This is a genomic window from Nocardia anaemiae NBRC 100462 (assembly GCF_001612725.1).
Taxonomy (GTDB): Bacteria; Actinomycetota; Actinomycetes; order Mycobacteriales; family Mycobacteriaceae; genus Nocardia; species Nocardia anaemiae.
The window spans coordinates 26928-49995 of the sequence record NZ_BDAZ01000041.1; the positions used below are offsets into that span (position 1 = coordinate 26928).

Consider the following 23068-nt stretch of genomic DNA (forward strand, 5'->3'; position numbering starts at 1 on the left):
TCAGCGGATTCCTTCTTCGGTCGAACCGATTTGTTCGGGATGGAAGGCGAAGCGGCGGGCGACGGCCGAGATCTTCGCCAACGCGAAATCCAGCTGATCGCGGCTGAGGGTGGCCATCATGCTGACCCGCAGTCGCTGCTGTTCGCGCGGAACGGCCGGAAATTCGACGCCGTTGACGAAGACCCCCTCGGCGTGCAGCGCCGCGACGACCTCGGCGACGGCTAGGCGCTGCGGCACCAGGAGCGGGATGATCGCGGTCTGCGGATCGACAGCGAAACCCATTCGACGCAGCTCGCGCACGAAATAGTCGACATTGTCGTGCAATTGGCGGATCCGCTCCGGATGCGCGTCGATGAAATCGATGGCGGCGAGTACCGAGGCGACGACCGCGGGCGCCAGCGATGCCGAGAACATGTACGAGCGCGCGAAGAACCGCAGCGTATCCACCAGATCCTTCGAACCGGCGACGAAGCCGCCGGTGGTGGCGAAAACCTTCGAGAAGGTGCCCATATACAGCTCGACCGATCCGGCCCCCATGCCGAAATGCTCAGCGGTGCCATGGCCTTTCGCGCCGAGCACACCGGTGCCGTGCGCGTCGTCGATGGCCAGCCAGGCCCCGAACGAATCGCACAGCGCCCGAATCTCCGGCAGTGGCGCGATATCGCCGTCCATCGAATACACGCCCTCGACGGCGACCACGATATTCGCGCCCGGATTGCGCCAGCGGATCTGCATGAGCCGGTGTCGCAGATGCCGGAGATCGTTGTGCTCGAAGGCCATCGAGCGGACCCGCCCGAGTTGGATGCCGTCGTAGAGGCTGGCATGGCTCTGCTCGTCATAGAGCAGGATGTCGCCCTTGCGCAGCAGGCCGGTCACCCAGCCCACATTGGCGGCGTAGCCGGAGGAGAACACCAGCGCGGATTCGCAGCCCTTGGTCTCGGCGAGGCGTTCCTCGAGCCGCCGGTGCACCGAGGTGGTGCCGTTGAGCAGTGGCGGTCCGCCGTGGCCGACACCGAATTCGCGCACGGCCCGGACGGCGGCCTCGACGATCTCCGGTTCGTTGCCGAGGCCGAGGTAGTTGTTCGACCCCAACATGATCAGGTCGCGAACCGTGCCTCCGTCGGGATCGCGAACCCGTACCACCGGTCCCGCCGGTCCGGTGATCTCACGCAGGACGAATCCGGTGCCGCGTGCGTTTGCGACGTAGGGACGGAATTCTTCGAAGCGCTGTTCGAAGGTGTGCGCGGCGGGATCGAGGTAGTGCTCGAGGCTGAAGTTCTCGCCGTGCGCGGTCTCGTGCGGTGCGGCTGCGGTGGATGTCATGAGCTGTGTTCCTGAACGATGGTTGCGGTTCCGGCCTTGCCGTCGAGAATCAGCACATCCCCGCTGGCGACCAGCCGGGTGATGCCCGGAACGCCGACGACGGTCGGTATGCCGAGTTCGCGGCCGATAATGGCGGTGTGTGAGAGCGGGCTGCCCTTCTCGCTGACCAATCCCCCGGCGGCCACCATCAGGAAGACCCAACCGGGATCGGTACTGGATGCGACGAGGATCTGACCGTCGACGACCACATCCGGCTCCGGAGTGGTCAACACCAGCGCGGGGGCTTCGACTCGGCCTGGCGCACAGCCGATTCCGTGCAGCACGCTGCCGGAGTCCCCGGTCGAGGCGGGATGGTCGAAGGTCGGATCATTGATGCCGACGGCCGCGATTCCGGCCGTGACGATCCGCGACGGCAGCTGCTCGGCGCGCCACCGCTCGTGATCGCTCTTGCGGGTGGCGACCGTGCGCGCCGCATCGGTGTCGACCGCGGTGCCCCGGGTGAGGGCCGCGATCTCCTCGTAGGTGAGCCAGAAGATATCGCGCGGGTCATCGAGCAATCCGGCCGCGTGCAGCTGCCTGCCGTACTCCCGGAAAACACGCTTGACCAGGCCGAACGAGCGACTGCGACCCAGCCGCATATTCTCGCGCTGTTTCACGTGCTCGCGCGCGCGGCCGAGGGCGAACCGGAATGCCAACCGTTGCGGCAGCTTGCCACGGAACAGCTTCGCAGCGGTGCGTTCCGCCTCGTGCCGGATCTGCTTCTCGCGGGCCGCCATCTCGTCGATGTTCTGACCGCCACGCAGGTAGTTGCGCAGCATAGGAACCAGTCGCTCCGGATGTTCACCGAGCGGATCGGTTTCCAGCTTCAGCTCGTCGACGGTGCGGTCGCCGAACAATGCGATATGCCGCAGGCACGCGCTGTGGAACTCGGCGAATTCGGGCTGTGATAGCGCTTTCCACACCTCATGCGGTTCCAACGGTCCCTCGAACAGCTCACGCAGCGCGGCATCGGTCCGGACGATCGCGGTCAATGCGAGCGCCGAGCGGACCGGGTCCACGCTGTCGACACCCTCTTCGCCGCAGAACAATTCGTTACGCAAGGTGATGGCGGCCGTTTCGGTGAGGCCTTCGCGTTCCAGCAGCAGACCGACGACGTGGAACATCTGCTGGGCCAGAAAGTCATTGAAGATCTGTACCGCGTAGGCGGGCACGAGTTCGTGCAGGCAGCGTTCCATCCATTCCAGCAGTGCCTCCGGATCCCGTTCCCGCTCCGGTGTTTCCGAGTTCAGTCGGTGGTCCAGATCGGTGGTGAAGTTCTGGAGTTCGGTGAAGAACGCGCGCAGCCGTCGCGGTAGCCGCAACCAGCCAGCGGCAATGATGGCGGCGATACGCAAACGCAGCAGATACATCTGGGCCCGGGCCAGACCGTGTTTCGGCGCGGCCGGTCGCTGGTAGCGGTTCTCGATATTGAGTGCCGCCTCCCAGCCTTCGATGGCGAACTCCATGCCGGGTATCTGCAGGAACAGCCGGTACCAGTTGCTGATGTTGTAGTAGATGCGGCCGTGCGCGGTGCCGACCAGATAGGGGTAGAGGCTCGCGGCATTGCGTTCGACGATGGCATCGGTGGCACCGAAATCCTTGTGGCAGGCTCGGAATACCTGCTCATAGGCGTTTCGTAGGATCGAGAAGGTCAGTGGGCTGGACAGACCTGGGTAGGACTCCGCGACATTGACGTTGTCGAAGATCGTTTCGCGGGCACCGGTCGCGGTGATGGGACGGGCCTGGAGCAGATACAGCACGCCATCGGAGTCATAGGCCCATTCGATATCCTGTGGCGCGCCGAAGGATTCGGCCAATCCCGTTGCCGTATCGACGAGTTCGAGCACCTGCGCGTCGGCGAGTGCCTGATCGGTGACGGCGGCGATCTGTTCGACGACCGTGCCGGAACCATCGCCCGCGACCACGACCCGGCTCTGCTTCTCGGCCACCGAACGGGACACCACCCTGCGCGCGGCGGTGTCGACGAAATAGGTATCGCATTCGACGGTTCCGGCGACCACGCCTTCGCCCAGACCGAGCGCCGCCGAGACGACGCCCTCGTCCGGGTCGCCGGTCTGCGGGTTGCAGCTGAAGACGACACCGGAGACCGCGCTGTCGATCAGCACCTGAACCAGGACGGCGCAGTCGATCTCGGTGTTGTCCAGTCCACGATGTGCTCGATAGAACAGCGACCGCTCCGAATAGGCCGAGGCGAGCACCTCCAGCACGGCCACCGATACATCGGCCGGGGCGATATTGAGCAAGGTGTCGAGTTGGCCCGCGAAGGAGTCGGTCGCCGAATCCTCGCCGCTCACCGACGAGCGCACCGCCAGCCGCGCACCGGATTGTGCTGTGCGATCAACGATTTCGCGTACACCCGCGGCCAGCTCGGTGTCGATATCCGCCGGGATTTCCTGATCGAGGATGATCCTGCGGATCTCCCCCGACACCGCACGCAACGACGCGGGGTCGGTGTGTTCGAGTGAAACCAGCGCCGCGGCAATGGGTTCACGGATCGGTCCGAGGATGCGCGCACAAGCGGTGGCGCCGAGCACCACGAACGGTGGCACCCGATGGCCCGCCGCCACCAACCTGCCGAGATTCGCGGCCTTGGCACCCACTTGCGCCGCCATCGTCGCATCGGCCGCCAGTGCGATATCGCTGACTATTGTTCCGGTCATTGCGCGGCCTCCTGCATGGTCTCGACCTTCGGCACCGCGGACGCACGCCGGGTGAGCCGCACGAGTACCGGATCGGGGGTATTGGAGATCTCCGGGTTCTCCCGCACCCGCATCCCGTTGACGAGTTCGATGTCATAGCGGGCCAACAGCATTGCGATGCCGACCCGCACCTCCATCAGCGCCATATGCTGGCCGACGCACAGATGCGCGCCCCAGCCGAACGGGAAATACCGGAACGGTGGACGGGCCTTGGTCTGGTCCTTGGTGAACCGGTCGGGATCGAAGGTCAGTGGTGAGTCCCAGAATTCCGGGAAACGATGGTTCACGAACGGGCTGATCACCACGATCGCGCCGGGTCGCAGATCGAAGCGGTCGAAGCTGTCCGGTTCGATGGCGGTGCGGCTGAATGCCCACGCCGGTGGGTGCAGGCGCATGGCCTCGTCGATCGCGCGCCCGGTCAGCTCCAATGCTGGCAGTGCCCGGTCGACGCCGTCGGTCACCGCGAGTGCGATATCGATCTCGTCGCGGACCCGCGCGAGCACCGCCGGGTTGTAGGCGAGTTCGTAAATGGTCCACGCCAGCGCGCCGCCGGTGGTCTCGTGTCCGGCGAGTAGGAAGGTGAGCACCTCGTGACGCAGTTGCGCGTCATCCATGGCGTGCCCGGCATCATCGCGGGCCGCAAGGAGTCGGGCCAGCAGGGACGTCGCTTCGGTATCGGCGTCCCGGTGCCGTTGAATAACACTGTCCACCACGCGATGTAGGCGTTCCCGGACGCCATGGAAACGGCGGTTGGCCGGTGTCGGCACCGTCGGTGACACCTGGATGGGTGCGGCCATGTGCCGCATCACCCACGAAACACCTTCGCGCACATCGTCTTCGATCTGCGGCAGTACGCCATCGATATCGGAGCCCATCACCGCGCGGCACACCACATCGGCCGCGAAGCCCATCATTTCAGGGACCAGGTCGAAGGCCGCACCCGTCGCGGCGTACGCGTCGAGGCGATCGAGCATCCGCTGTCCGCACTCGACCATGAGCGGGATCTCGGTATCCACGTGGCGGCGGGAGAACGCGGGTTTGATCAGAGCGCGCTGGCGCTTCCAGAGCTCACCGCCGCTGGTCAGCAGTCCGGGTCCGAGCAGGTAGTTCAGACTCTGATAGCTGATGCCCTTCTCGTACTTCGCCGCATTGGCGACGAGCACCTGATTGATGTGCTCCGGCTCGACGAGCAGATGCAGCTGCTGATGCACCAGTCGCAGCCGGACGCTGCCACCGTGTGCGACGGCCTGCTCGTAGAACAGCGTGAGCGGGTCGGCTCGGTAATCCGGATACGCACCCAGTGGGTGTCGCAGTGCGGGACCGCCGAGTCGACGGCCGCCGAACTTCGGCTGCACGCTCATGACTGCGCCTCGCTGGCGCTCGGATGCACGCTCATCCCACGCCCCCCGCGCCGACCAGATCGCCCTCGACCAGGAACAGCCGTCGGGCCTCCGCGCGCTGCACCTTGCCGCTCGTCGTCTTCGGGATGCTGCGCGGCGGCACCACCCGGACCCCGGCGGGCAGCACACCGGTACGCTTGCTCACCGCTACCCGCACCGCTCGGCGCAACGCATCGTGTTCGGTCGCCTCCGCATCGGATTCGACAATGAGATGCAACTCCTCCGAGAGCCCTGCGGTATCGGCGTGACCGACAGCCGCGACACCGCCGAGGCGTACACCAGCGACTTCCTGTGCGGCGAGCTCGAAATCGGTCGGCAGGTAGTTCGCGCCGCGGATGATGATCAGATCCTTGTGCCTGCCGGTAATGCGCAGCCGACCGTCGCGCAGATAGCCGATATCGCCGGTGTCCCACCAGCCGTCCCGATTGGCGGCCGCCGTCTCTTCCAGCAGCCGGAAGTAACCGAGCGTCATCGACGGGCCGCGGAATTGGATGCGACCGACCACGTCCGCACCGCAGACAGCGCCGCCCTCGCCGACGATGCGTACCTCGGTGCCGGGCAGCGGTGCGCCGCAGTCGACGATACGCATCGCATCGTGGTCGTCTTCCGGAATATCCAGGGCCACACCGTTTCCGGTGAGTGCCCGGCGTGACACCGAGTCGTAGGCGACCGGCGCGTGCGGCCGGTTCACGGTGACGGCCAGGGATGCCTCGGCCATACCGTAGCAGGGGACCAGCGCGTCATTCGGCAGTCCCCAGGCCGCGAAACGGTCGACGAAGCTCTGCACGGTCGGCGGATGGATCGGCTCGGCACCGCAGAACAGGAACCGCCAACTCGACAGATCCACACCATCGAGTTCGGCGTCGGTAACCCGCGCCGCCGCGTATCCGTACGCGAAATTCGGTGCGGCCGTGAATGTTCCGCGATACCGGTCAACGGCACGCAACCAATCCCCCGGGCTGCGCAGGAATCGGCTCGGCGGCATGAGCACCGCATCGATACCACGGAATACCGGCGTGAGGAACCCGCCGATCAGCCCCATATCGTGATGCAGCGGCAGCCAGCCGACCCAGGTATCGCCCGTCCCCATCGCGGCCGCCTGTGCGATCTGTTCGCAGTTGGCGGCCAGATTCGCGTGGGTGATCTGCACCCCCTTCGGCGTCCCCGTCGAACCGGAGGTCGCCTGGATGAATGCCAGATCCCCTGGTTCGGGGAGTCTCGGTGGCAGCGTCGGCGTGTCCGGTGAACAGGCCCAGGCGTGCAGCACATCGCCATCGATGGCGGCCACGACGTCCGGCAGTGCTCCCCCTGCGAGCACCGACCGGGTCGCGACCACCGCCGCGGGTTCCAGATAACCGAGTAGCCGAGTGAACTTGTCGCGGAAGATATCCGCCGAACCGAACCCGCCCGGCGTCGCGACCGCGGTCGGCACCGCGCCGAGCATCAGCGCACCGAAGAACGCCGTGACGAACTCCGGGGAGGTGGGCAGACACAGCATCACCCGATCTCCCGGCTGGACCCCCTCGGCGGCCAATGCGGCCGCGGTTTTGCCCGCCGCGGTCGCGAGGTCGTCGTGCCGCCAGGCGATTTCACCGTCGGCGTCGCCGCGCTCCGGTACGAAAATGGTGGATGGCGCCGATGTCGCACGCTCGGCATTGGCAAGTAGCGCGTGCACGATGGTCGGATGCTCCGGAACCAATGCCGTCACTGCGCACCCCGCACGTAACGGACGATCTCGCCGACCGTGTTCAATTGTGCCGCAGCGTCTTCCGGAATGACGATGCCGAATGCCTGCTCCAGCTGAATGGTCAGCTCGATAGCGGTCGGCGAATCCAGTCCGTAGTCGATCAATTGCGCGGACGCGTCGATTTCGTCCGCCGAAACCCACAGCACCTCACCGACAATGGCGCGCACCCGCGCCTCGATCTCGGTGGCCGGGGTATCTGCCTGTGTATTCACCCGAGTAACTTCCCTTCCGTCACGCAGGCGCGGACCGACTCCTCGAGATCGACACCGTCGCCGGTGTCGATGCGGTGGAAACCCACTTCGGGGAAGGCCACCGCGAGGGTGTCGCGCACCTGTAGATATCCGTCACGCAGGGCCGCGAGCCGCTCTGCTGTTTCGTGGGCCTCCTTCGGCCCATTCCCGGAGCGTTCCGCGCACCGCGCCGCGGCCTGTTCCGGCGGTGCGTCCAGCCAGAGCACCGCATCGGGCAATCTGGTGCGAAAACGGTCGGCGAAGCCGGGCACGGATTCGGTCACATCCCGGCGCACCAGATCCGCGATCTCCGACAGCAGCTCCCAGATATCCGGGGAGCTGCCCAGGCGCGTGGATTCCGACCGCTGCCAAGCGAGGATGTCCTCGAAGGTGCCCGGCCGGTGGCGCTGCAACACGGCCGCGATCTCGTCCGCGCGGTCGTGCCCGTTCCATTCCGGGCGGGCCAGCGCGACATACAGCGGCCCGTAGACCAACAATTCGATCAGCGGATGCCGCTCGAATACCAGCACGTCCGGCGACCAGGTGGTCAGGAAGTGCCGCTCTACCGGACCGAACAGCGTCATCTGCAGATACATCGCGGTGGCCTTCATTTCCAGGCTGCCGATTTCATCGCATCCGACGCTGAAGGCCTTGAGCTGCTCGGATAGGTCGGTCAGCGGCACATTCCTGGTGTTGTGGAAGTCCGGACAGGTCATCGAGGCGAAAGAGCCGGTGTCCGGTGCCGATTCGCGCAGCCGGGCCATGACCGAGGATTTGCCCGAACCGTCGATACCGACGATCGCGACGCGTCGGGTCACCGGTCGTCCTCGCGCAGTTGGGCGAGCACGGCCTTGGTGATGTCGGCGGGTGTGTCGGTGCCGTCCAGGCGAATCCAGCCGAACTCCTCCGACAATGCCTCCAGCGCATCGTGACTGCGTCGCTGGAAGGCCAGGAAGGTTTCCTCGTCGCCGTAGCCGCTCTCGTAGTCACTGCGCAACTGCTTGCGCCCCAACGCATCCTGCGGACTCACCGCGAGGTAGAAGGTGCGATCGGGTTCCGGGAATCCGGCCGCCAGCTTGCGCAGCACCACCGGATCGCCGCCGTGCGCTACCTCGGTGGCGAAGTACTTGTACCAGTAGGCATTCGCCAACAGGATGTCCGGACCGCGTTCGGCGGCGAGGTCGAAGGACAGCTGCATGGCGTGGAAGAGGAAGTGGGCGCGACTCAGCGGGGACAGCAGTTTCAGGTAGCCGTAGATCTCGGCCGGACTGCGCCACGGCAGCTTCGAGGAGACCTTGGGATCGAGGAATGCGTCCCAAATGGTCACGGCGGCAACGCTTTGGCCCTGCGCCTCGAATTCCGCGGCGATGCGGGCCACCTGGGTGGTCTTACCCGATCCGTCGGCACCGGCGATGCAGATCAGGCGTTTGCGTGCGGTCAGTGGTTCATCCGTTCTGGTGGCCGCCGGGCGTGGATGCTCCGGGGGCTGGGGTTGTTGCCTGGGCTCAGTTGGTCGTAGCGGCACCGCAGGCGCGACGGGCTCATCCGTTTCGGGGATCGGCGGCTCGTCGGGGACCGGCCGCGGACGCTCCTGTACCTGTGCCGGTTCGTGGATCGGCAGCTCGTCCGGGACCGGCCGCGGACGCTCCCGTGCCTGCTCCGGTTCCGCGAGATCGAATCCGTGCGGGTGGTTGCTGTGACCGGGCGCAGGCGTAACCGGCTCGGATGCGGTCTCCAGCACGCTGATGACCCCCGCACCGCCGTCGACCCGAATCCGCTGACCCGAGCGGACCGCTGTCGTCGCACCCGCGACGTTCAGCACCGCCGGTATTCCGTATTCGCGTCCGATGACCGCCGCATGCGAGAGCATCCCGCCCACCTCGGTCACCACGGCCGAAACCAGCCCGAGCGCGGGCGTCCATCCCGGGTCGGTAAACCGCGTCACCAGGATGTCGCCCTCGCGCAGCTGGTCGATATCGGCCAGCGAGGTGATCGCCCGCGCGGTGCCCTCGGCAATGCCGGGGCTGCACCCGAGTCCGGTCAGATCGCCGTCGCCGATCTCGCGCACCGCGCCGACGGTGACTCCACCGCCGAGCTCATGCGGCGGCACCAGGTCCCGGTAGCCCGCGTACACCGCACGGCGATAAGCGATCCGCGGTGCGAGCGTCGAGATGTCCGCCCGTCCGGCGGCGAGATCACAGAGCTCGTGGATGGATAGCTGGAAGACGTCGTCGGCCTGCTCGAGCGTGCCGGTCGCGGCCAAGCGCACCCCGGCCTCGACGACATACGCGCGCACGACCGCATAGCACTGCGACGAGAACTCGCGCATGCGTTCGCGTGCGACGAGATACCGGCGCATCCGCTCGACCTGCTTATCCAAGGCCTTGGCGTGCTTCACCCGCGCCAGCGGCTTGGCCCGCACCCGCGAGCGCACCGCCGCGAGTTCGTCTTCGTAGCGTTTGCGCTGATCCACCAGCGTCAGATCGGGGTCCGCGGGTGGCGTGCCGTGTTCGAGCATGCCCGCGATCATCGAGCGCACCCGCTCGGGCGCCTCCGACCAGCGCGGGCAGGTGAGGTCCAGTTCCGCGTCGGCATGGAAGCCCTGCTCATCGAGGAAGGCATCGAGCGCCTTCGTCCATTCGGGACTGCCGAGGCCGTGATCGCTTGCCACCCGGTGCAATTCGACGATGCCGCGTTGCAGCTGCATATGGCTGATATCGGCGAGTCCGCCCATCAGATCGATGGCCGAGGTGGTCGCGCCGGTCGCGGCGTCCACCTTGTCGAGCAGCTGCTTGAAATCGGTCTGCACGCTGGAGTTGTTGTAGATGGTGGTGAAGTAGGTGCGCTCGGTGGCGGCGTGGAAGGTGAGCAGGCAGTCGGCCAGATCCGCGACGAAGGTGGCCTGGTCGGTATGCGGCAGTTCGCGTACTCGCTCGCGCCAGACCGCGTATTTCGCAGGCCACTGCGCCGCGAACGCGTCGACCGCGGCCAGTTGATCCTGGTAGCTCTTCTGCACGGCCAGCGCCGCTGGCAATGCCCGCGCAATGGTCTTGGTGTTCGTCGGGGTGCGGTGCGGACCATCGGGACCGTAGTCGTTGAGCACACCGAGGTCGTTGTCGAAATGCTGTTCGTCGAAGCCGGGAATGCGGAAGAAGCACTTCTTCACCGCGCTGACATTCCAGTAGGCGCGGCCGTAGTACATGGCCATCCAGTCCGGTTCCACGCCCGGTTCGGCGAGCTTCAGCCGCTCGAAGAACTGCTGCATCGAGTACTGGAAGGCGTTGTCGTACAACGAGAACATCATCGGCGTGCAGACCCGCGCCGAGACGCCGCCGTCGCGCAGATCGGCGTCGGAGAACTGGTCGATATCGGTGCGCCAGCTGATCGCGGTAATGGCCCGCGCCTGTAGCAGCCACAGTTTCCCGTCGCCGTCGATGGCCCATTCGATGTCCTGCGGGCGGTGCCGGTGCGCCTGCACCGCGAGCATGAGGGCGGCGAGTTCGGCGGTGGCGGTGGCGTTCAGCTCGACATCCTCATCGCCCGCGTCCCGCTCGACCACCGTGCCGTCGAACAGTCGCAGCGTGTATCTGGTCGGGGTGACATGTCCGGAGACGAGTCGTTCGCCGAGTCCGCGGCAGGCTTCGACGACCGCGTGGTCCTCGATGCCGGTGAGCGCGTCGATGCTGAAACCGACACCGGCACAACGCGCGTCGACCATGCGCTGCACCAGGACGGCGACCGAAGCACCGGCCTCGTGATAGCCGCGCCGGGCCAGGTAGGTGCGAACTCGCTCGTTGTGCACCGATTCTCGGCACTGCTCGATATGTTCGCGCAGGGCGGTGACGTCGGTGATATCGAGGTAAGACTCGTACTGACCGGCAAAACTGGCATCATCGAGGTCTTCGAGCACCCCACTCGAACGAGCGGCGACCGGGAAGCCGCCCAGTGCCCGGACCCAGCCGTTCAGATCGTCATCGGATACCTCGGCCAGATCGAGATCGGCGGTGATGACGAAGCCTGGCGGCACCTCGAATCCGGCCACGATCAGTTCGTGCAGGGTGCTCGCCTTGCCACCGGCGCGGTCGGATGCGAAATCGGCCGCGCCGAGGAACATCGGGGCGGGTATGGCTGCGGTGGAAGTTTCGGACACAGTGGGAGCTCCTGTCGGATGCAGAACCGGGCGCACATCGTGACGGGCGGCCAGGTCGCGCGCGGCGCGTACACCTGCCGCGGTCAGGCCGCCATAAGACGGGCTCGGCGTACGCGGTTCGAAACCGAGCAGAACGGTTTCGGCCATACACGCGTAGACGACCCCGGCGGGCAGCCCGGTTTCGGGAAACGGGGGTGTCTGGCCCAGCGGCAGTGCCATGCGACCGCCGGAGACCAGGGTGATATTCGGTTGCCGGGATACCGCGGGTGCCACATCGCCGGGGACCGCGAGATCGACCACCAGCACCGGATGGTCGTCGGCCAATTCAGCGGCGGTCACCACGGGCACCGCCGAATTCGTGGCGGTGAGGACGATGCGACAGGTACGCAGGGCGGTCAGGTCCTCACTGACCGTCACCACGCCGGGCAGACTCGCGGCCACCCGCTCCAGCCGGGACGCCGAACCCGTCCGCCCGACCAGGGCGACCGAATCGGCGAGCGGCGCAAGCAGTTCCGCCATGACCGCACCGATATTGCCGAGCGCGCCGAGGATGCCGATCCGGCGCTGCCCCGGTTCGAGGCGGGCGAGTTCGGCGCGCACCACCTCATAGGCACAGGCCGCGGTGAGCGAATTGCCTGAGGTCACCTTGACGGCGTCCTCCACGACATCCCGTGCGGCATCGGTGACGATGGACGTATACCCACCCAGCCCGATTACGCTGGCGCCCAGGGCGATCGCCTGCTCCACCGCCTCCAGCACCAGATCGCGCAGCCAGGCCCGATGTCCGGCGCGCTGGCATTCGATGATCTGCTCGGCCGAAATCGGCACCGCGATCAGGCATACCTCGACCGCGGCACCGGTCGGCGACGTAACGAGCTGTCTGGTCAGTTCGAAGGGTTCGGCCACCCCGCGCAGCCGTTCGAACAGTGCGGCGAATCGGCCGTCGGACCATTCGGCCAGTTCCGGTGCGAATCTGCGCAGATCCGCGGCGTCGGGCAGGTTGGCGAGGAATGCCACTCTGGTCGGGGCGTTCCAGTCGCGGGCGACCTGGTGGACACGCCGCCACGATGGCGACCTGCGTTCCGGCACCGGCCAATTCGTGGTGACCGGTGCGGCCAGGTGCGCGAGCAGTCGGGCGTAGTCGCCACGGTGCAGCACTGCGGCGAGATCGTCGAGGGCCGACGTCAGCCGGTCCAGCTCCGCGTCGGCGAGGAACGCCGAGGGCTGGACGCGCAGTGTGGTCGGCGCGGAAAGCGTTGGCAGCATGCGGATCCGGTGGACGTGCAGCAGATACCCGGCCACCACATACCCGAACATTTCCGGATCGCAGATCTCGCGCAGCAGCGCGGATGTCGGCTCCGGCGGCGACAGTTCGATGCCCTGCAGTAGCCCGCGCCCCCGCACGGCGAGGATCTCCTCGGGCCAGCGCCGCGCCACCGCGTCGAGTCGGGATCGCAGCCGCGCGCCGGTATCGCAGATGCGGATCTGGTTGTCCCGCAGCAGGTCCACTGCCGCCTCGGCGACCGCGCAGGACAGATCGTCATCGGCGAAGGTCGAGGTGTGGTACCGCCCGAAGTCGGCGATCGAGCGCTGCCGGTCGACCAGCAGGGCGGAGATCTTCACCAGCCCGCCGCCCAGCGATTTCGAGAGCAGGTAGTAGTCCGCGCTCACCTGCGACGGCGATGCGGCGAGGAAGGTTCCGGTGCGGCCCATGCCCGACTGGATCTCGTCGAATACCAATGCCGCCGTGTGCCGATCGGCCAACTCGCGCATTGCCCGCAGGGTCGCGACCGGAACCTCGCGTACGCCGCCCTCGCCCTGGATCGGCTCGACGAACACCGCGGCGATCGGCGAGATCCTGGCCCACGATCGCACCGGCCGACCCGAGCCGTCGAAGGTGATCCGGCATACCGGTCGTAGTTCCTCGGCGAACGCATCGGCCACCGCGTCCGGATCCCAGGTGTCGAGCCTGCGTCGCTCCGGTCCCGGCACCACCAGGTCCGCGGGCGTGTCGGCCTGCTCGGTCAGGGCGAAGGCACCGGCGGTCTTGCCGTGGAAGGCACCGGTCAGCGAGACGAAAACCGCTCCGCGCCGCCGCAATTCGTCGATCTCCCGCAGTGATTCGGTGAGGGTCTCGGCGACCGAGCGGTCGTCGTCGGATTCGTTGTCGGCCAAGGCGATCGGACGAACATCGTGCAGCCCGTCGCGCCGAACCCGGCGCAGGGTGCGCCGCAGTTCGGTCTCCAGGTCGACGAGGGCGCGTGCATGCGCCACCGCCGCATGCCGGATCGCCGCCTCCACCGCATCGGCGCCGGTGGACCCGAAGGTCACCACGTACTCGCGATCGCTTCCGGCGGCCACTGCCTCCGAAAGCCTTCGGGCAAGTCGAGCGGCCCCGGGCCGGACACTGCCCTGGGAGACGAATGGCGTCCGCTGATTCAGCCGCGCGGTCGCCACCCGCACCAGCGTCGGATGGTTGTGCCCGAACAGCGCGGCCCCGAAGCCGCCGACAAGATCCAGTACCCGGGTCCCGTCCGGCCGGATCAGGTAGTCACTTTCGGCACCCGCGTACACGACATCCAGATGGCACGCACGGAGCAGCCGAGCCAGTCCGGGACGGTTGTATCGAGCGAAATCGTCGAATAATTCGTCTTCGGGAACAATGGCCGAGGAATTTATTTGTTCCGAAAACAGAACGCCCGCCGACACCACTTACGCCCCTATACCAGAGTGACGTTCCACGGCGGACTTGGCGACCACGCAGTCGATTACGTCGCGCGCGGTATGCAGGGTCGCGGCTTCCGCATCGGAGATCTCGATCCCGAACGTGCGCTCGAGTTCGATGACGAGTTCCGCCGAGCGAACCGAGTCCAAGCCATAATCCAGCAACGGTGTATTCACATCGATAGATGGCACCTGTAATCCTCGCGAAAAGAGCTCGCGCACCCGTGTACCGACGTCGTTCAACCCGGTCATCGCACGTCGCCCCACGCGCTCGAACCTGCCGCGTCCACCGTGCGCGCCGCGCGGGCACAGACCATCGAATCCACCGCGCCTGCCAGGAATACTCGCTGTTCAACGCGGAATTCGTTGTCAGCCGAGACTGCGATCACTTGCCCTCCGATACGGCAATCAGGACTGTCACGTCCAATATCTCGTCCATGCGCACAACTGTTGGCAATCACAGTGGTGCATGCACACATCTGTACACCGCCGATTTACGACTGGCAATGTGAATAGCGTTCGGTCAGAGCCGGTTAGATCTTTCAGCAACTATTGCGCTAATTCGACTCAGCGATACGCAAGGAGCTCGACTACACCCACCGAAAAGGGGGCCCGACGAGACTGCGTCTGAGACAATTCATTGCGCCATTCGCGGTCATGGACAATTCGCACATTCGACCATCCATCGAGGTGTGGAATCATTTGCCAATAAATGCGCTGTTCATGCCGGGTTCACCGAGCTGACAGCGATGTTTCCGAACCGACCCATCGGTACTTTTGTTTTGTATTGGGCGCTAACACATTTCGCACCGAATACAAAGTCACGTAACGGCATTTTTACATCCGACGGTCGGTCATGTTCCGCACCCGAACTTCCGGCTAACTTCTGGTCCGAGGGGCGGATGTGACGGCTCTCATTACCCGCCGGTAGCCCCTCTGAAGCACTGTGACCGCTCACAAGCGCCCGCCCGCCCGGCTAGCGCACTCTCACAGAACGATGCGAACCAGTCCACACGTCACCTCGGAGGGTTAGTGTGAATGCTCCCCACAGCTACACCCGTGGCCGAAAAGGAGACGCCAATGTCCGTCGACCACTCGACCAGGCCGACCCTGACCCTGTCGGGCAAGCCGATGTCGTCCCCGCTCAAGGACGTCCGCGCGCTGTCCCGACAGATGGTCGGCCACTTCGTGGACAACGTCATCCCCTGCTCGACGATGCCAGGGGATGCCATTACCGGAGATTTCACCGCCAGCACCCGCGTCTGCCTCGAGATCGCGGTCAGCATGCTCGACGGCAAGGACATCCCGGAGAAGGTGCAGCGGCTCGAGGACCATGCCGCGGGCTGGGCCCGCGAGGGCGTGCCGATCGACACCATCCTGCATTCCATCCACGAGGGCTTCCAGATGGGCCTCGAGCTGGTGGTGTCCAGTGCGACGATCAAGGACTACGACAATCTCGTCGACGGCGCGAAGATGGTCGTCGAACTGCTCGACAAGCTCACCTCGGCGATCTCGGTGGCCTATATCCGCGAGCTGCGCGCGGTCGTCAGCGAGCACCACACCGCCGTGCACACGCTCACCTCCGCCCTGCTCGGCGGACACAGCACCTCGACCATGGCCCGCGAATGCGGCATCGCCATCGCGGAGTCGTACGACGTTCTCGCCGTTGCCATTCCACCGCATCGCGATGAGCACAATCCGATGCTCGACGGCCAGGTGGTGGCCCGGCGCAAGTTGCGTCGGCTGCAGGCCGAACTCGCCACCCAATGCGGCGCGAGCGCGCTGTCATTGCTGAGTGTGGACGGCGGCACCGTGCTGATCCCGTCGGCCCAATTCGACAACGACGAACTCGACGCCGTGGTGACCAGGCTCTCGCATGCCGCGCAGGTCGGCATTACCGCGACCATGGTCGTTGCCACACCAGAGCAGATTCCGAACGCCGCCGACCAGGCGCATGAACTGCTGGACATGGTGCAGCGGCTGCAGGCGGTGGCCGGGCTCTACCGCTTCGACGAACTCGCCCTCGAATACCAGCTCACCCGGCCGGGTCCTGGCCGCGAATACCTCGGTTCGCTGCTGGATCCGCTGGACGAACACCCCGAACTGCTGGAAACGCTGCAGCGCCACATCGGCAACAACCTCAACCGCCAACGGACCGCCCGGGTGCTGCATGTGCACACCAATACGGTCGACTACCGCCTCAAGCGCATCGGACAACTCACCGGCTTCGACCCGTCACAGCCGTCCGGGCTCTGGTATCTGCGCTCCGCTTTGGTCGCGCGCACATACCGGACGTGACAATGAGAAGGCCCGCCGGATGATCGTCCGGCGGGCCTTTCGCTTGTCTGGAGGGTCTTCCTATCAGGACGGCAGGCCGAGCCCCTCGGCCAGCACCGGCCATGAAGTCTTCAGTGCCTCTTGCCAATACCCCCACGAGTGCGTCCCGGTGGGCTGGAAGTCATAGGTGGCCGGGATGCCCAGCTGATCCAGTTTGGAGCGCAGGTTCTGGGTGCACCAGTTCACCGCGGATTCGATGACACCGCCGATCACCAGCTGATTGAAGAACCCACGCGGCCCGGGCTGCATATGGGTGCCGTTGTAGCGGTCATACATTCCCGGCACGCCCGTACCCGTGGAGATGAACAGGTGGATGCCGCGCAACTGGTCGGCATGCAGGTAGGGATCGTTGGCCGCCCACATCGGATCATTCAACGGGCCATACATATTCACCGTATCGCCGCCGCCCCAGCCCTCCACCGCGAGCTTCACGAACTGCTGCCCGATCGGATCACTGATCTGCGCACAACCGCTGTAAGCCGCAACTGCTTGGTACAGACCAGGTTTCGCGATCGGCAACTGCAAAACCGAAGTGCCCGACGTAGATAGCCCGGCGATGGCATTGACACCGGTGGTATCGAGCTCCGCATCGATCAGCGGCGGCAACTCCTCGGTGAGGAACGTCTTCCACTTGTACAGACCGAGTTTCGGATCGGGCGCACGCCAGTCGGTGTAGTAGCTCCACTTGCCACCCACCGGCTGCACCACATTCACGTCTTTATCGGCGAGGAACCTCAGCACGTCGGTGTTCTTCTGCCAGGTCGCACTGTCCTGCCCACCGCCACCGCCATTCAGCAGATACAACGTCGGTCGCGGTGTCGACCGATCCGCCGGACGCAACACCTTCACCATGATGTCCTGTTGCATGGCAGCGGAATACACCCGCAGCTGCACGGTGCGATCACCCTCGGCCCACGACCCGGTGATCGATGACGGTGCATCGGCCTTCGCGGCCGACGGGACCACGCCCGCACTCACCGTGAACACCGCCGCCAACGCAGCGAGCGCGTGCACCCAAGGGCGGCGAGCTGTTCCGACCCTCCCACTGCCCGATCCGGCAACCGGCGCAAACGCGTCTCCGGCAGGACTTCGTTTCATTCTCCACTTCCTCCAAGACCCAGCGTTCGTCTACTCACATCGTTCGTGCTCGTCAACGGCAGAAACTGCGCCAACGCTAGAGTCGGATAAGAACGATGTACGGCAAACGCCAGCGGGATCTTGACACCTCACCAATGCCCTCGACACCACTAGGGACGCAACACAATACGGGGCGACGCCCGCGGTTCTCGGCGTCCACGGGTTCCTTCAGCGTTGCACCGCCACGTCGACAAGTTCGTCACGACTCGGCCTGTACAGTCCGGCCGCCCATAAAGCCACTGCGATGTAGAGCACCTGTTCGGGTATCCGAATCCACAGCGGAGACGCGGGCGCGCCGTTGAACGGGATGTCGGATACGGCGGCATAGATATTGGCGGGCAGCAGTGTGACGAACAGTGCGACCAAGCCGATCCCGGCGGGTCGGCGGGTGCTGGCGCGGACGAGACCGAGCGCGCCGAGCAGTTCCAGCACGCCGGTCAGATACACCAGGAAACTCGGAAATGGCACGAACGGCGGCACCATGGGCAGCAGATCGCTGTGGGTGGGAGCAGGCCCGCTCGCAAGGCTGTCGGGAAGGAAATGCGTCGTGCCGGTGAGCACCAGCATCGCCGCAAGGGCATACGCCGCGCACGTCGGCCAGCCGGTGAATCGAGTAGCTCCCAGTACACCGGCGAGGCGCAGCACGAGCAGGACAATCAACAGAAAGATCAGGGTTTCCATTCATGCCTCCGCATGGGTGAGTTGGTTCGGTGTCGGTCGGTGTGCCGGGAGGAGTCGGATGAGCAGGTAGGCGAGTACGCCCAGCGGCGCGAACAAGATCGTGAACAGCAGCAGTCCACTGATCGGCACGGGATGGATACCGCGTGCGCGGCTGTCGAAGTAGATCCAGCGGCCGACAAACAGATCGAATCCCACGAAGTGTGCCCACGCCGCGGCTGCGCCCGCATCACTGGCAAGAATTGCTTGCAAGCCAGGCAGATTCGGGTTGACCAGTACGGACAGGAAAGGCCCGAACTCCGGCAGCACCAGCGTCGCGTAGATCAGCAACGGCGGCACACAGATCAGTGGTGACGCGACGATGGTCTGCGTTCGATGCCAGCGCGGCGCCAGAATCATGAGCGCCCAGACGGGCGCGGCCAGCCAGAAGGTGAGATCGAATAGCGAACGGGTCATCGAGTCGCTCCGATCACGGTCAGCGGTTCAGATGGCAGGTGTGTGGACCGCGGTCGGCGCCGAATGATCACCATGGCCGATCCGATTGCGGCAGTGGCTATTCCTGCGAGTGCCAGCAACGTCGGTGTGTCCGGATGCACCACGGATTGTCCGCGCAGCGCCTGCCAGGTCAGCACGGCGAGCAGGCCGCCGAAGCTCGCTGCCGCGTCGGTCACGAGCGCCGCCCTGGACCGGGCCGACCGCAATGCGGGAATTCGGCGCGCACCGAATTCCAGGGCGATGATGACCAGTGGAAGCAGTTGCACCGCATGCATTCCGAGGAAATGCGGGATGCGTAGGTCACCACCGGTGGTGCTCCAGCCGAGAATCGGCAGCCCCGGTCCACCGTCGGCGAGGCCGACGGTGTGCGCGCCTCGGATGGCGCTGCCCGTCTCGCGTTGAGCCGCGGTCGGCATCACCATGAGCATCCCCAGCGCCGCACCGATCAGGGACAGTGCGGCGCCGGAGCGGATCGCGGCGTTGCGGGCCGGATCCGGCGTCGGGTTGCCAAACAGGATCAGCGATACGACCAGCGTCGCGACCCAGACCACGACTATGGACAGCCCCATGGTGTCCCACAGCGCGGCATTGAGCGGAGTAGTGAAGTTGAAGTGGCTGGTGGCGCCGCGCACGATCTGGATCACGATGACGGCCAGTTCCACGCCGAGGCCGACGGCCGCCACCGTGCCTGCCCACCAGGCGATCCGCCGCCAGCGGCTGAGCTGGGCGATCAGCCACGCCCAGGTAACGGCGTAGATAAGCACCGAAAGCGCGAATTTCAATGCCTTGGCCCAGATCGGCAGTCCGGTGAGGACGCGGTCGTCGACGATCACACCCCCGATCGAGAAGAGAACAAGCAGTGCCATCACGATGGCGAGCAGCATCAGTGGGCGATGCCAATTCAGGGAGGTCATGTGGTGTCCTTCGGCAGGAACTAGTCGGTGTTCAAGTGCTGTTCGGTGGCGCGGGACCAGCCGGGGTCGCCGTGGCGGATGAAGCCGATCCAGCGCCCGCGCATGTCCTCGACCAGGGTCTGCGGCCGCTCGCCCATGAGCATCGGCGCGTGCGCCCACGCTGCCGCGTTCCCGAGCAGGAACGGCAGGTCCAGGCAGTGACATGCGCCGAAGGGGCTGCCCGCCGGATGCCAGTCGAATCGGTAGCGCCATGCGGTATTTCCGTGCGCGGCAAGCGTTTCCGCCAAGCGCAGGGTAGGAGCACGGAACACTTGGTGGGTCACGGCGTCGGCTGCGTCAGCGACCATCGCCAGCGCCTCGTCCTTTGTCGTTCCCAGCAGGACCTCGATACCCGTAACAGAGGCCGACCGCACCAAGTCGTCGCTGACGAGAACACCGTCGGCGACCAGTTGATACGGCGGAGCCGCACCACCGACGCGCGCCCCGACCGCATGCTGCGCCGAGAGCAGCTCGGCCACCGGAACATCGAACAATCGCCGCTGCTCATCCAGCGCAAGGCCCAACTCGCTCAACAGCATTCGCCCGGCAAGGACCGCGTCCTCGGGTGAGGCGGGCGGTATACCGGCAGGGGTGCTCTGCAGGATCGCACGACGGAAAAGTCCGGTGGTCCGGGCAGGCATCGCGAGTATCGAGAGCGCCCCGCCGGATTGCCCGGCAACGGTGACCTGCGCCGGATCCCCGCCGAACGCGGCGATGTTGTCCCGCACCCACTCCAGTGCGGCCATTTGGTCGAGCAATCCGAGATTGCCTTCGCTGACACCGGGTAGGTACAGATATCCGAGAACACCGAGTCGATAGTTGATTGTCACGACCACGATGTCTCCGTGCTCGGCCAGCTCCGCACCGTCGTACCAGGCCAATCCGCCCGAGCCGCTGGTGAATCCGCCGCCGTGCAGAAAAACCAGCACCTGATGACCGGACCCGGCCGGTGCCCAAACATTCAGCGACAGACAGTCTTCGGCCTGGGCGACCGTGAACCGACCCATGACGCGCTCCAGCCGTGACGCCAACTGTGGTGCGGCCGGGCCGATCTCGACACTGTCGCGGATGCCCGGCCATGGCTCCACGGCGCGCGGCGCGCCGAAACGCACGGCAGTCGCGAAAGGGATGCCGCGGAACGCGGCTACCCGACCGTCGGCACTCCCCCTGACCTTCCCCGCGGCAGTCTCGACGATCATTGCGCGACGAATGTCAGTCCGGCGCCGTATGCGTCGCGCGCGGACACAAAGAACCCCGCCGCGGTGGTGCGAGTCGGCGAACCGGTGCTTACCACAATCCGACGCGCGTGGTCGACATCATCGACCCGGATGGTCATCGCCGCTAAGTACGATGGCGCAGGCACCGGCTCACCGGGCAGCACCTGGCCTACGTCCGACGCCCGAACGAACTCGAGTCGAACCTCTTTGTGCGCCAACACGATCAACGAATCCTCGATGGTCGGATCGACCGCGATGATGCGCCGGTAGCGGTCGACGATCTCGTCGAACTCGATGTCGGCGGCCACGATCGTCACCGCCGCGATCCCGCGCGCTCCGTTCGGATGGTCGAGATACCGTGGCTGGTGCACATATTCGCGGGTCAGGTGCTGGGATATGCCGAGCAAACCCTCGGACGTGCTGCGCGGATCGATATGCACCGTGCGGGCGCGCATGGTCCGCACGCCGTCCTCGGTGTCCACATCACGTTTCAGTTCGAGCACACCGGAAGCGGGCAGCCCGGCTTCGATGAGCCGCGTGCTGACCGCGGCGGCGTCGTCGGTCTCCAGATTGAGAATCCGGAATCCATCCGGCAGCCGTTTGGCGTGCCACGGGTCCGGGGCGGCGGCATCGACGATGCCGAACAATTCGATGTACGAGTCGCCGAACACCGCGCATTCGTTGGCGGTGCACCCCAGAATCGCCGGTTCACCCGGTCCCGGGCTCATCAGGTGCCGCGACCGCGGCGTCAAGGTGAATCCGAAGGACCGGTATCTACGCGTCATCGCATCGAAGTCACTGCCTTTGAGACCCGTGTGGTGGATGGCTCCGATGTACTGCCTGCTCATGTCGTCGTTCATGCGAACGAGGCTGCTGGACCACAGCGTCGAAGACCGCTTATCGGGCGGTCGACGCCGTTTTCGGACATCTATCTACCCTGATCGGGTGGATTCGGACACCCTCGACGAGCTCGACCTGCAACTGCTGCACGCACTACAAATCGACGGCCGCGCCGCATACAGCACAATCGCCCAGGTACTTAGGGTTTCCTCGCGCACCGTGGCCCGTCGATACGGCCGCCTGCGCGCCAACGGGCTCGTCCGGGTCACCGGCGTCGCGACCCCGGGGCCGATTGCAACCGCTGAGTGGATCGTCCGAATCACCGTACGGGCAAGTTCCGCTGGCACGCTGGCGCGCGCCCTCGTCCAGCGTCCGGACACCGCCTGGGTGACGGTGGTCGACAGTGGCACCGAAATCGTGTGCATCTTCCGCATACCCGGCGACGGCCCGGCACCGCTGGCCGTACTCGCCGGACATGGCGATGTCCTCGATATCACCGCACACCGGCTCCTGCACCACTTCATGCAACGCCGCTGGCGCGGCCGCACCTCGGCGCTGACCACCGCCCAAATCGAGGCGCTGCAACCACCGGATACCGCCGCGACACAGTCGCTATCGCTGACCGAGCTCGACCATCGGCTACTCGCCGCCCTATCGCTCGACGGCCGCACCACTTACCCCGACCTCGCCCGCCGCATCGGCTGGTCCGAGACAGCGATCCGGCGTCGACTCGACGAACTTCGACGCGCCGGGATTTTGCGGTTCAGCGTCGAAATCGACCCCGCCGCATTCGGTTTCACCGTCTCCTGCGTGATCTGGATGAGCGTAGTACCGCATCAGCTCCAGACTGTGGCGACAGCCTTGGCTTCCGACTTCGAGGCAGCATTCGTCGGCGCCACCACCGGCGAGCACAATCTGATAGCGATCGCGGTCTTCCGCACCTCCGCAGAACTGTATGCCTACCTCACCGAGCGGATCACCGCACTGGACGGGATCGAACGCATGGAAACCACACCGATCGCCACCTACGCCAAGCGCGACGCCCAAATATTTCGTTAGTCGTTCGGGCGACGCTCGT

Annotated in this window: 16 protein-coding genes; 2 read left to right on the forward strand and 14 right to left on the reverse strand. The window is 65.7% G+C overall.

All coding sequences use genetic code 11. The annotated features are described in order from the left end of the window. The 8 genes from NA5_RS23210 to NA5_RS23245 are packed head-to-tail and all read right to left on the reverse strand — an operon-like array spanning position 1 to position 14585. Positions 1 to 1323, reverse strand: a complete 1323-nt coding sequence (locus NA5_RS23210) for an aminotransferase class I/II-fold pyridoxal phosphate-dependent enzyme (protein ID WP_062989521.1) — start codon at positions 1321 to 1323, stop codon at positions 1 to 3. Continuing rightward, complete coding sequence (locus NA5_RS23215; RefSeq protein WP_062989523.1) at positions 1320 to 4043, reverse strand: PEP/pyruvate-binding domain-containing protein; 2724 nt, start codon at positions 4041 to 4043, stop codon at positions 1320 to 1322. The genes NA5_RS23210 and NA5_RS23215 overlap by 4 nt, the downstream gene beginning before the upstream one ends. Next, positions 4040 to 5443: a cytochrome P450 gene (locus NA5_RS23220; RefSeq protein ID WP_062989524.1), complete on the reverse strand. Its 1404-nt coding sequence runs from the start codon at positions 5441 to 5443 to the stop codon at positions 4040 to 4042. Before NA5_RS23220 ends, NA5_RS23215 begins: the two co-directional genes overlap by 4 nt. Before the next feature lie 31 nt (positions 5444 to 5474). Next, on the reverse strand, positions 5475 to 7190 hold the full coding sequence (locus tag NA5_RS23225; protein WP_062989525.1) for a fatty acyl-AMP ligase: 1716 nt from the start codon (positions 7188 to 7190) through the stop codon (positions 5475 to 5477). Further along, entirely contained in the window at positions 7187 to 7441 is a 255-nt protein-coding gene (locus NA5_RS23230; RefSeq protein WP_062989527.1) for an acyl carrier protein, read from the reverse strand. The genes NA5_RS23225 and NA5_RS23230 overlap by 4 nt, the downstream gene beginning before the upstream one ends. After that, the gene (locus NA5_RS41370) at positions 7438 to 8277 is read right to left on the reverse strand and encodes a nucleoside/nucleotide kinase family protein (RefSeq protein WP_062989529.1); all 840 of its coding nucleotides are present in this window, start codon (positions 8275 to 8277) and stop codon (positions 7438 to 7440) included. Before NA5_RS41370 ends, NA5_RS23230 begins: the two co-directional genes overlap by 4 nt. After that, positions 8274 to 14318 (reverse strand): aminotransferase class III-fold pyridoxal phosphate-dependent enzyme, encoded by a 6045-nt coding sequence (locus tag NA5_RS23240; RefSeq protein ID WP_169811347.1) that lies wholly within the window; start codon positions 14316 to 14318, stop codon positions 8274 to 8276. Before NA5_RS23240 ends, NA5_RS41370 begins: the two co-directional genes overlap by 4 nt. A gap of 3 nt (positions 14319 to 14321) precedes the next feature. Next, entirely contained in the window at positions 14322 to 14585 is a 264-nt protein-coding gene (locus NA5_RS23245; RefSeq protein ID WP_062989533.1) for an acyl carrier protein, read from the reverse strand. Positions 14586 to 15413: 828 nt separating this feature from the next. Here NA5_RS23245 and NA5_RS23250 point away from each other — a divergent pair. Continuing rightward, positions 15414 to 16631 carry a PucR family transcriptional regulator gene (locus tag NA5_RS23250; RefSeq protein WP_062989535.1) on the forward strand — a complete coding sequence of 406 codons (1218 nt, stop codon included), beginning with the start codon at positions 15414 to 15416 and terminating at the stop codon, positions 16629 to 16631. A 63-nt stretch (positions 16632 to 16694) separates the two neighbouring features. Here NA5_RS23250 and NA5_RS23255 read toward each other — a convergent pair whose 3' ends face one another. The 6 genes from NA5_RS23255 to NA5_RS23280 all read right to left on the reverse strand — a co-directional run bounded on the left by NA5_RS23255 (position 16695) and on the right by NA5_RS23280 (position 22010). Then, the gene (locus NA5_RS23255) at positions 16695 to 17768 is read right to left on the reverse strand and encodes an alpha/beta hydrolase (RefSeq protein ID WP_174555262.1); all 1074 of its coding nucleotides are present in this window, start codon (positions 17766 to 17768) and stop codon (positions 16695 to 16697) included. A 207-nt stretch (positions 17769 to 17975) separates the two neighbouring features. Further along, complete coding sequence (locus NA5_RS23260) at positions 17976 to 18488, reverse strand: DoxX family protein (protein ID WP_062989539.1); 513 nt, start codon at positions 18486 to 18488, stop codon at positions 17976 to 17978. Continuing rightward, complete coding sequence (locus tag NA5_RS23265; RefSeq protein ID WP_062989541.1) at positions 18489 to 18941, reverse strand: ABA4-like family protein; 453 nt, start codon at positions 18939 to 18941, stop codon at positions 18489 to 18491. It lies immediately after the preceding gene. After that, on the reverse strand, positions 18938 to 19894 hold the full coding sequence (locus tag NA5_RS23270) for a hypothetical protein (protein WP_062989543.1): 957 nt from the start codon (positions 19892 to 19894) through the stop codon (positions 18938 to 18940). Before NA5_RS23270 ends, NA5_RS23265 begins: the two co-directional genes overlap by 4 nt. 20 nt (positions 19895 to 19914) lie before the next feature. Next, on the reverse strand, positions 19915 to 21132 hold the full coding sequence (locus tag NA5_RS23275) for a carboxylesterase/lipase family protein (protein ID WP_062989545.1): 1218 nt from the start codon (positions 21130 to 21132) through the stop codon (positions 19915 to 19917). Continuing rightward, complete coding sequence (locus NA5_RS23280) at positions 21129 to 22010, reverse strand: VOC family protein (RefSeq protein WP_245672355.1); 882 nt, start codon at positions 22008 to 22010, stop codon at positions 21129 to 21131. The genes NA5_RS23275 and NA5_RS23280 overlap by 4 nt, the downstream gene beginning before the upstream one ends. Positions 22011 to 22095: 85 nt before the next feature. Between NA5_RS23280 and NA5_RS23285 the strand changes: the two genes are divergently transcribed. After that, complete coding sequence (locus NA5_RS23285) at positions 22096 to 23049, forward strand: Lrp/AsnC family transcriptional regulator (protein WP_062989547.1); 954 nt, start codon at positions 22096 to 22098, stop codon at positions 23047 to 23049. Positions 23050 to 23068: the final 19 nt, after the last annotated feature.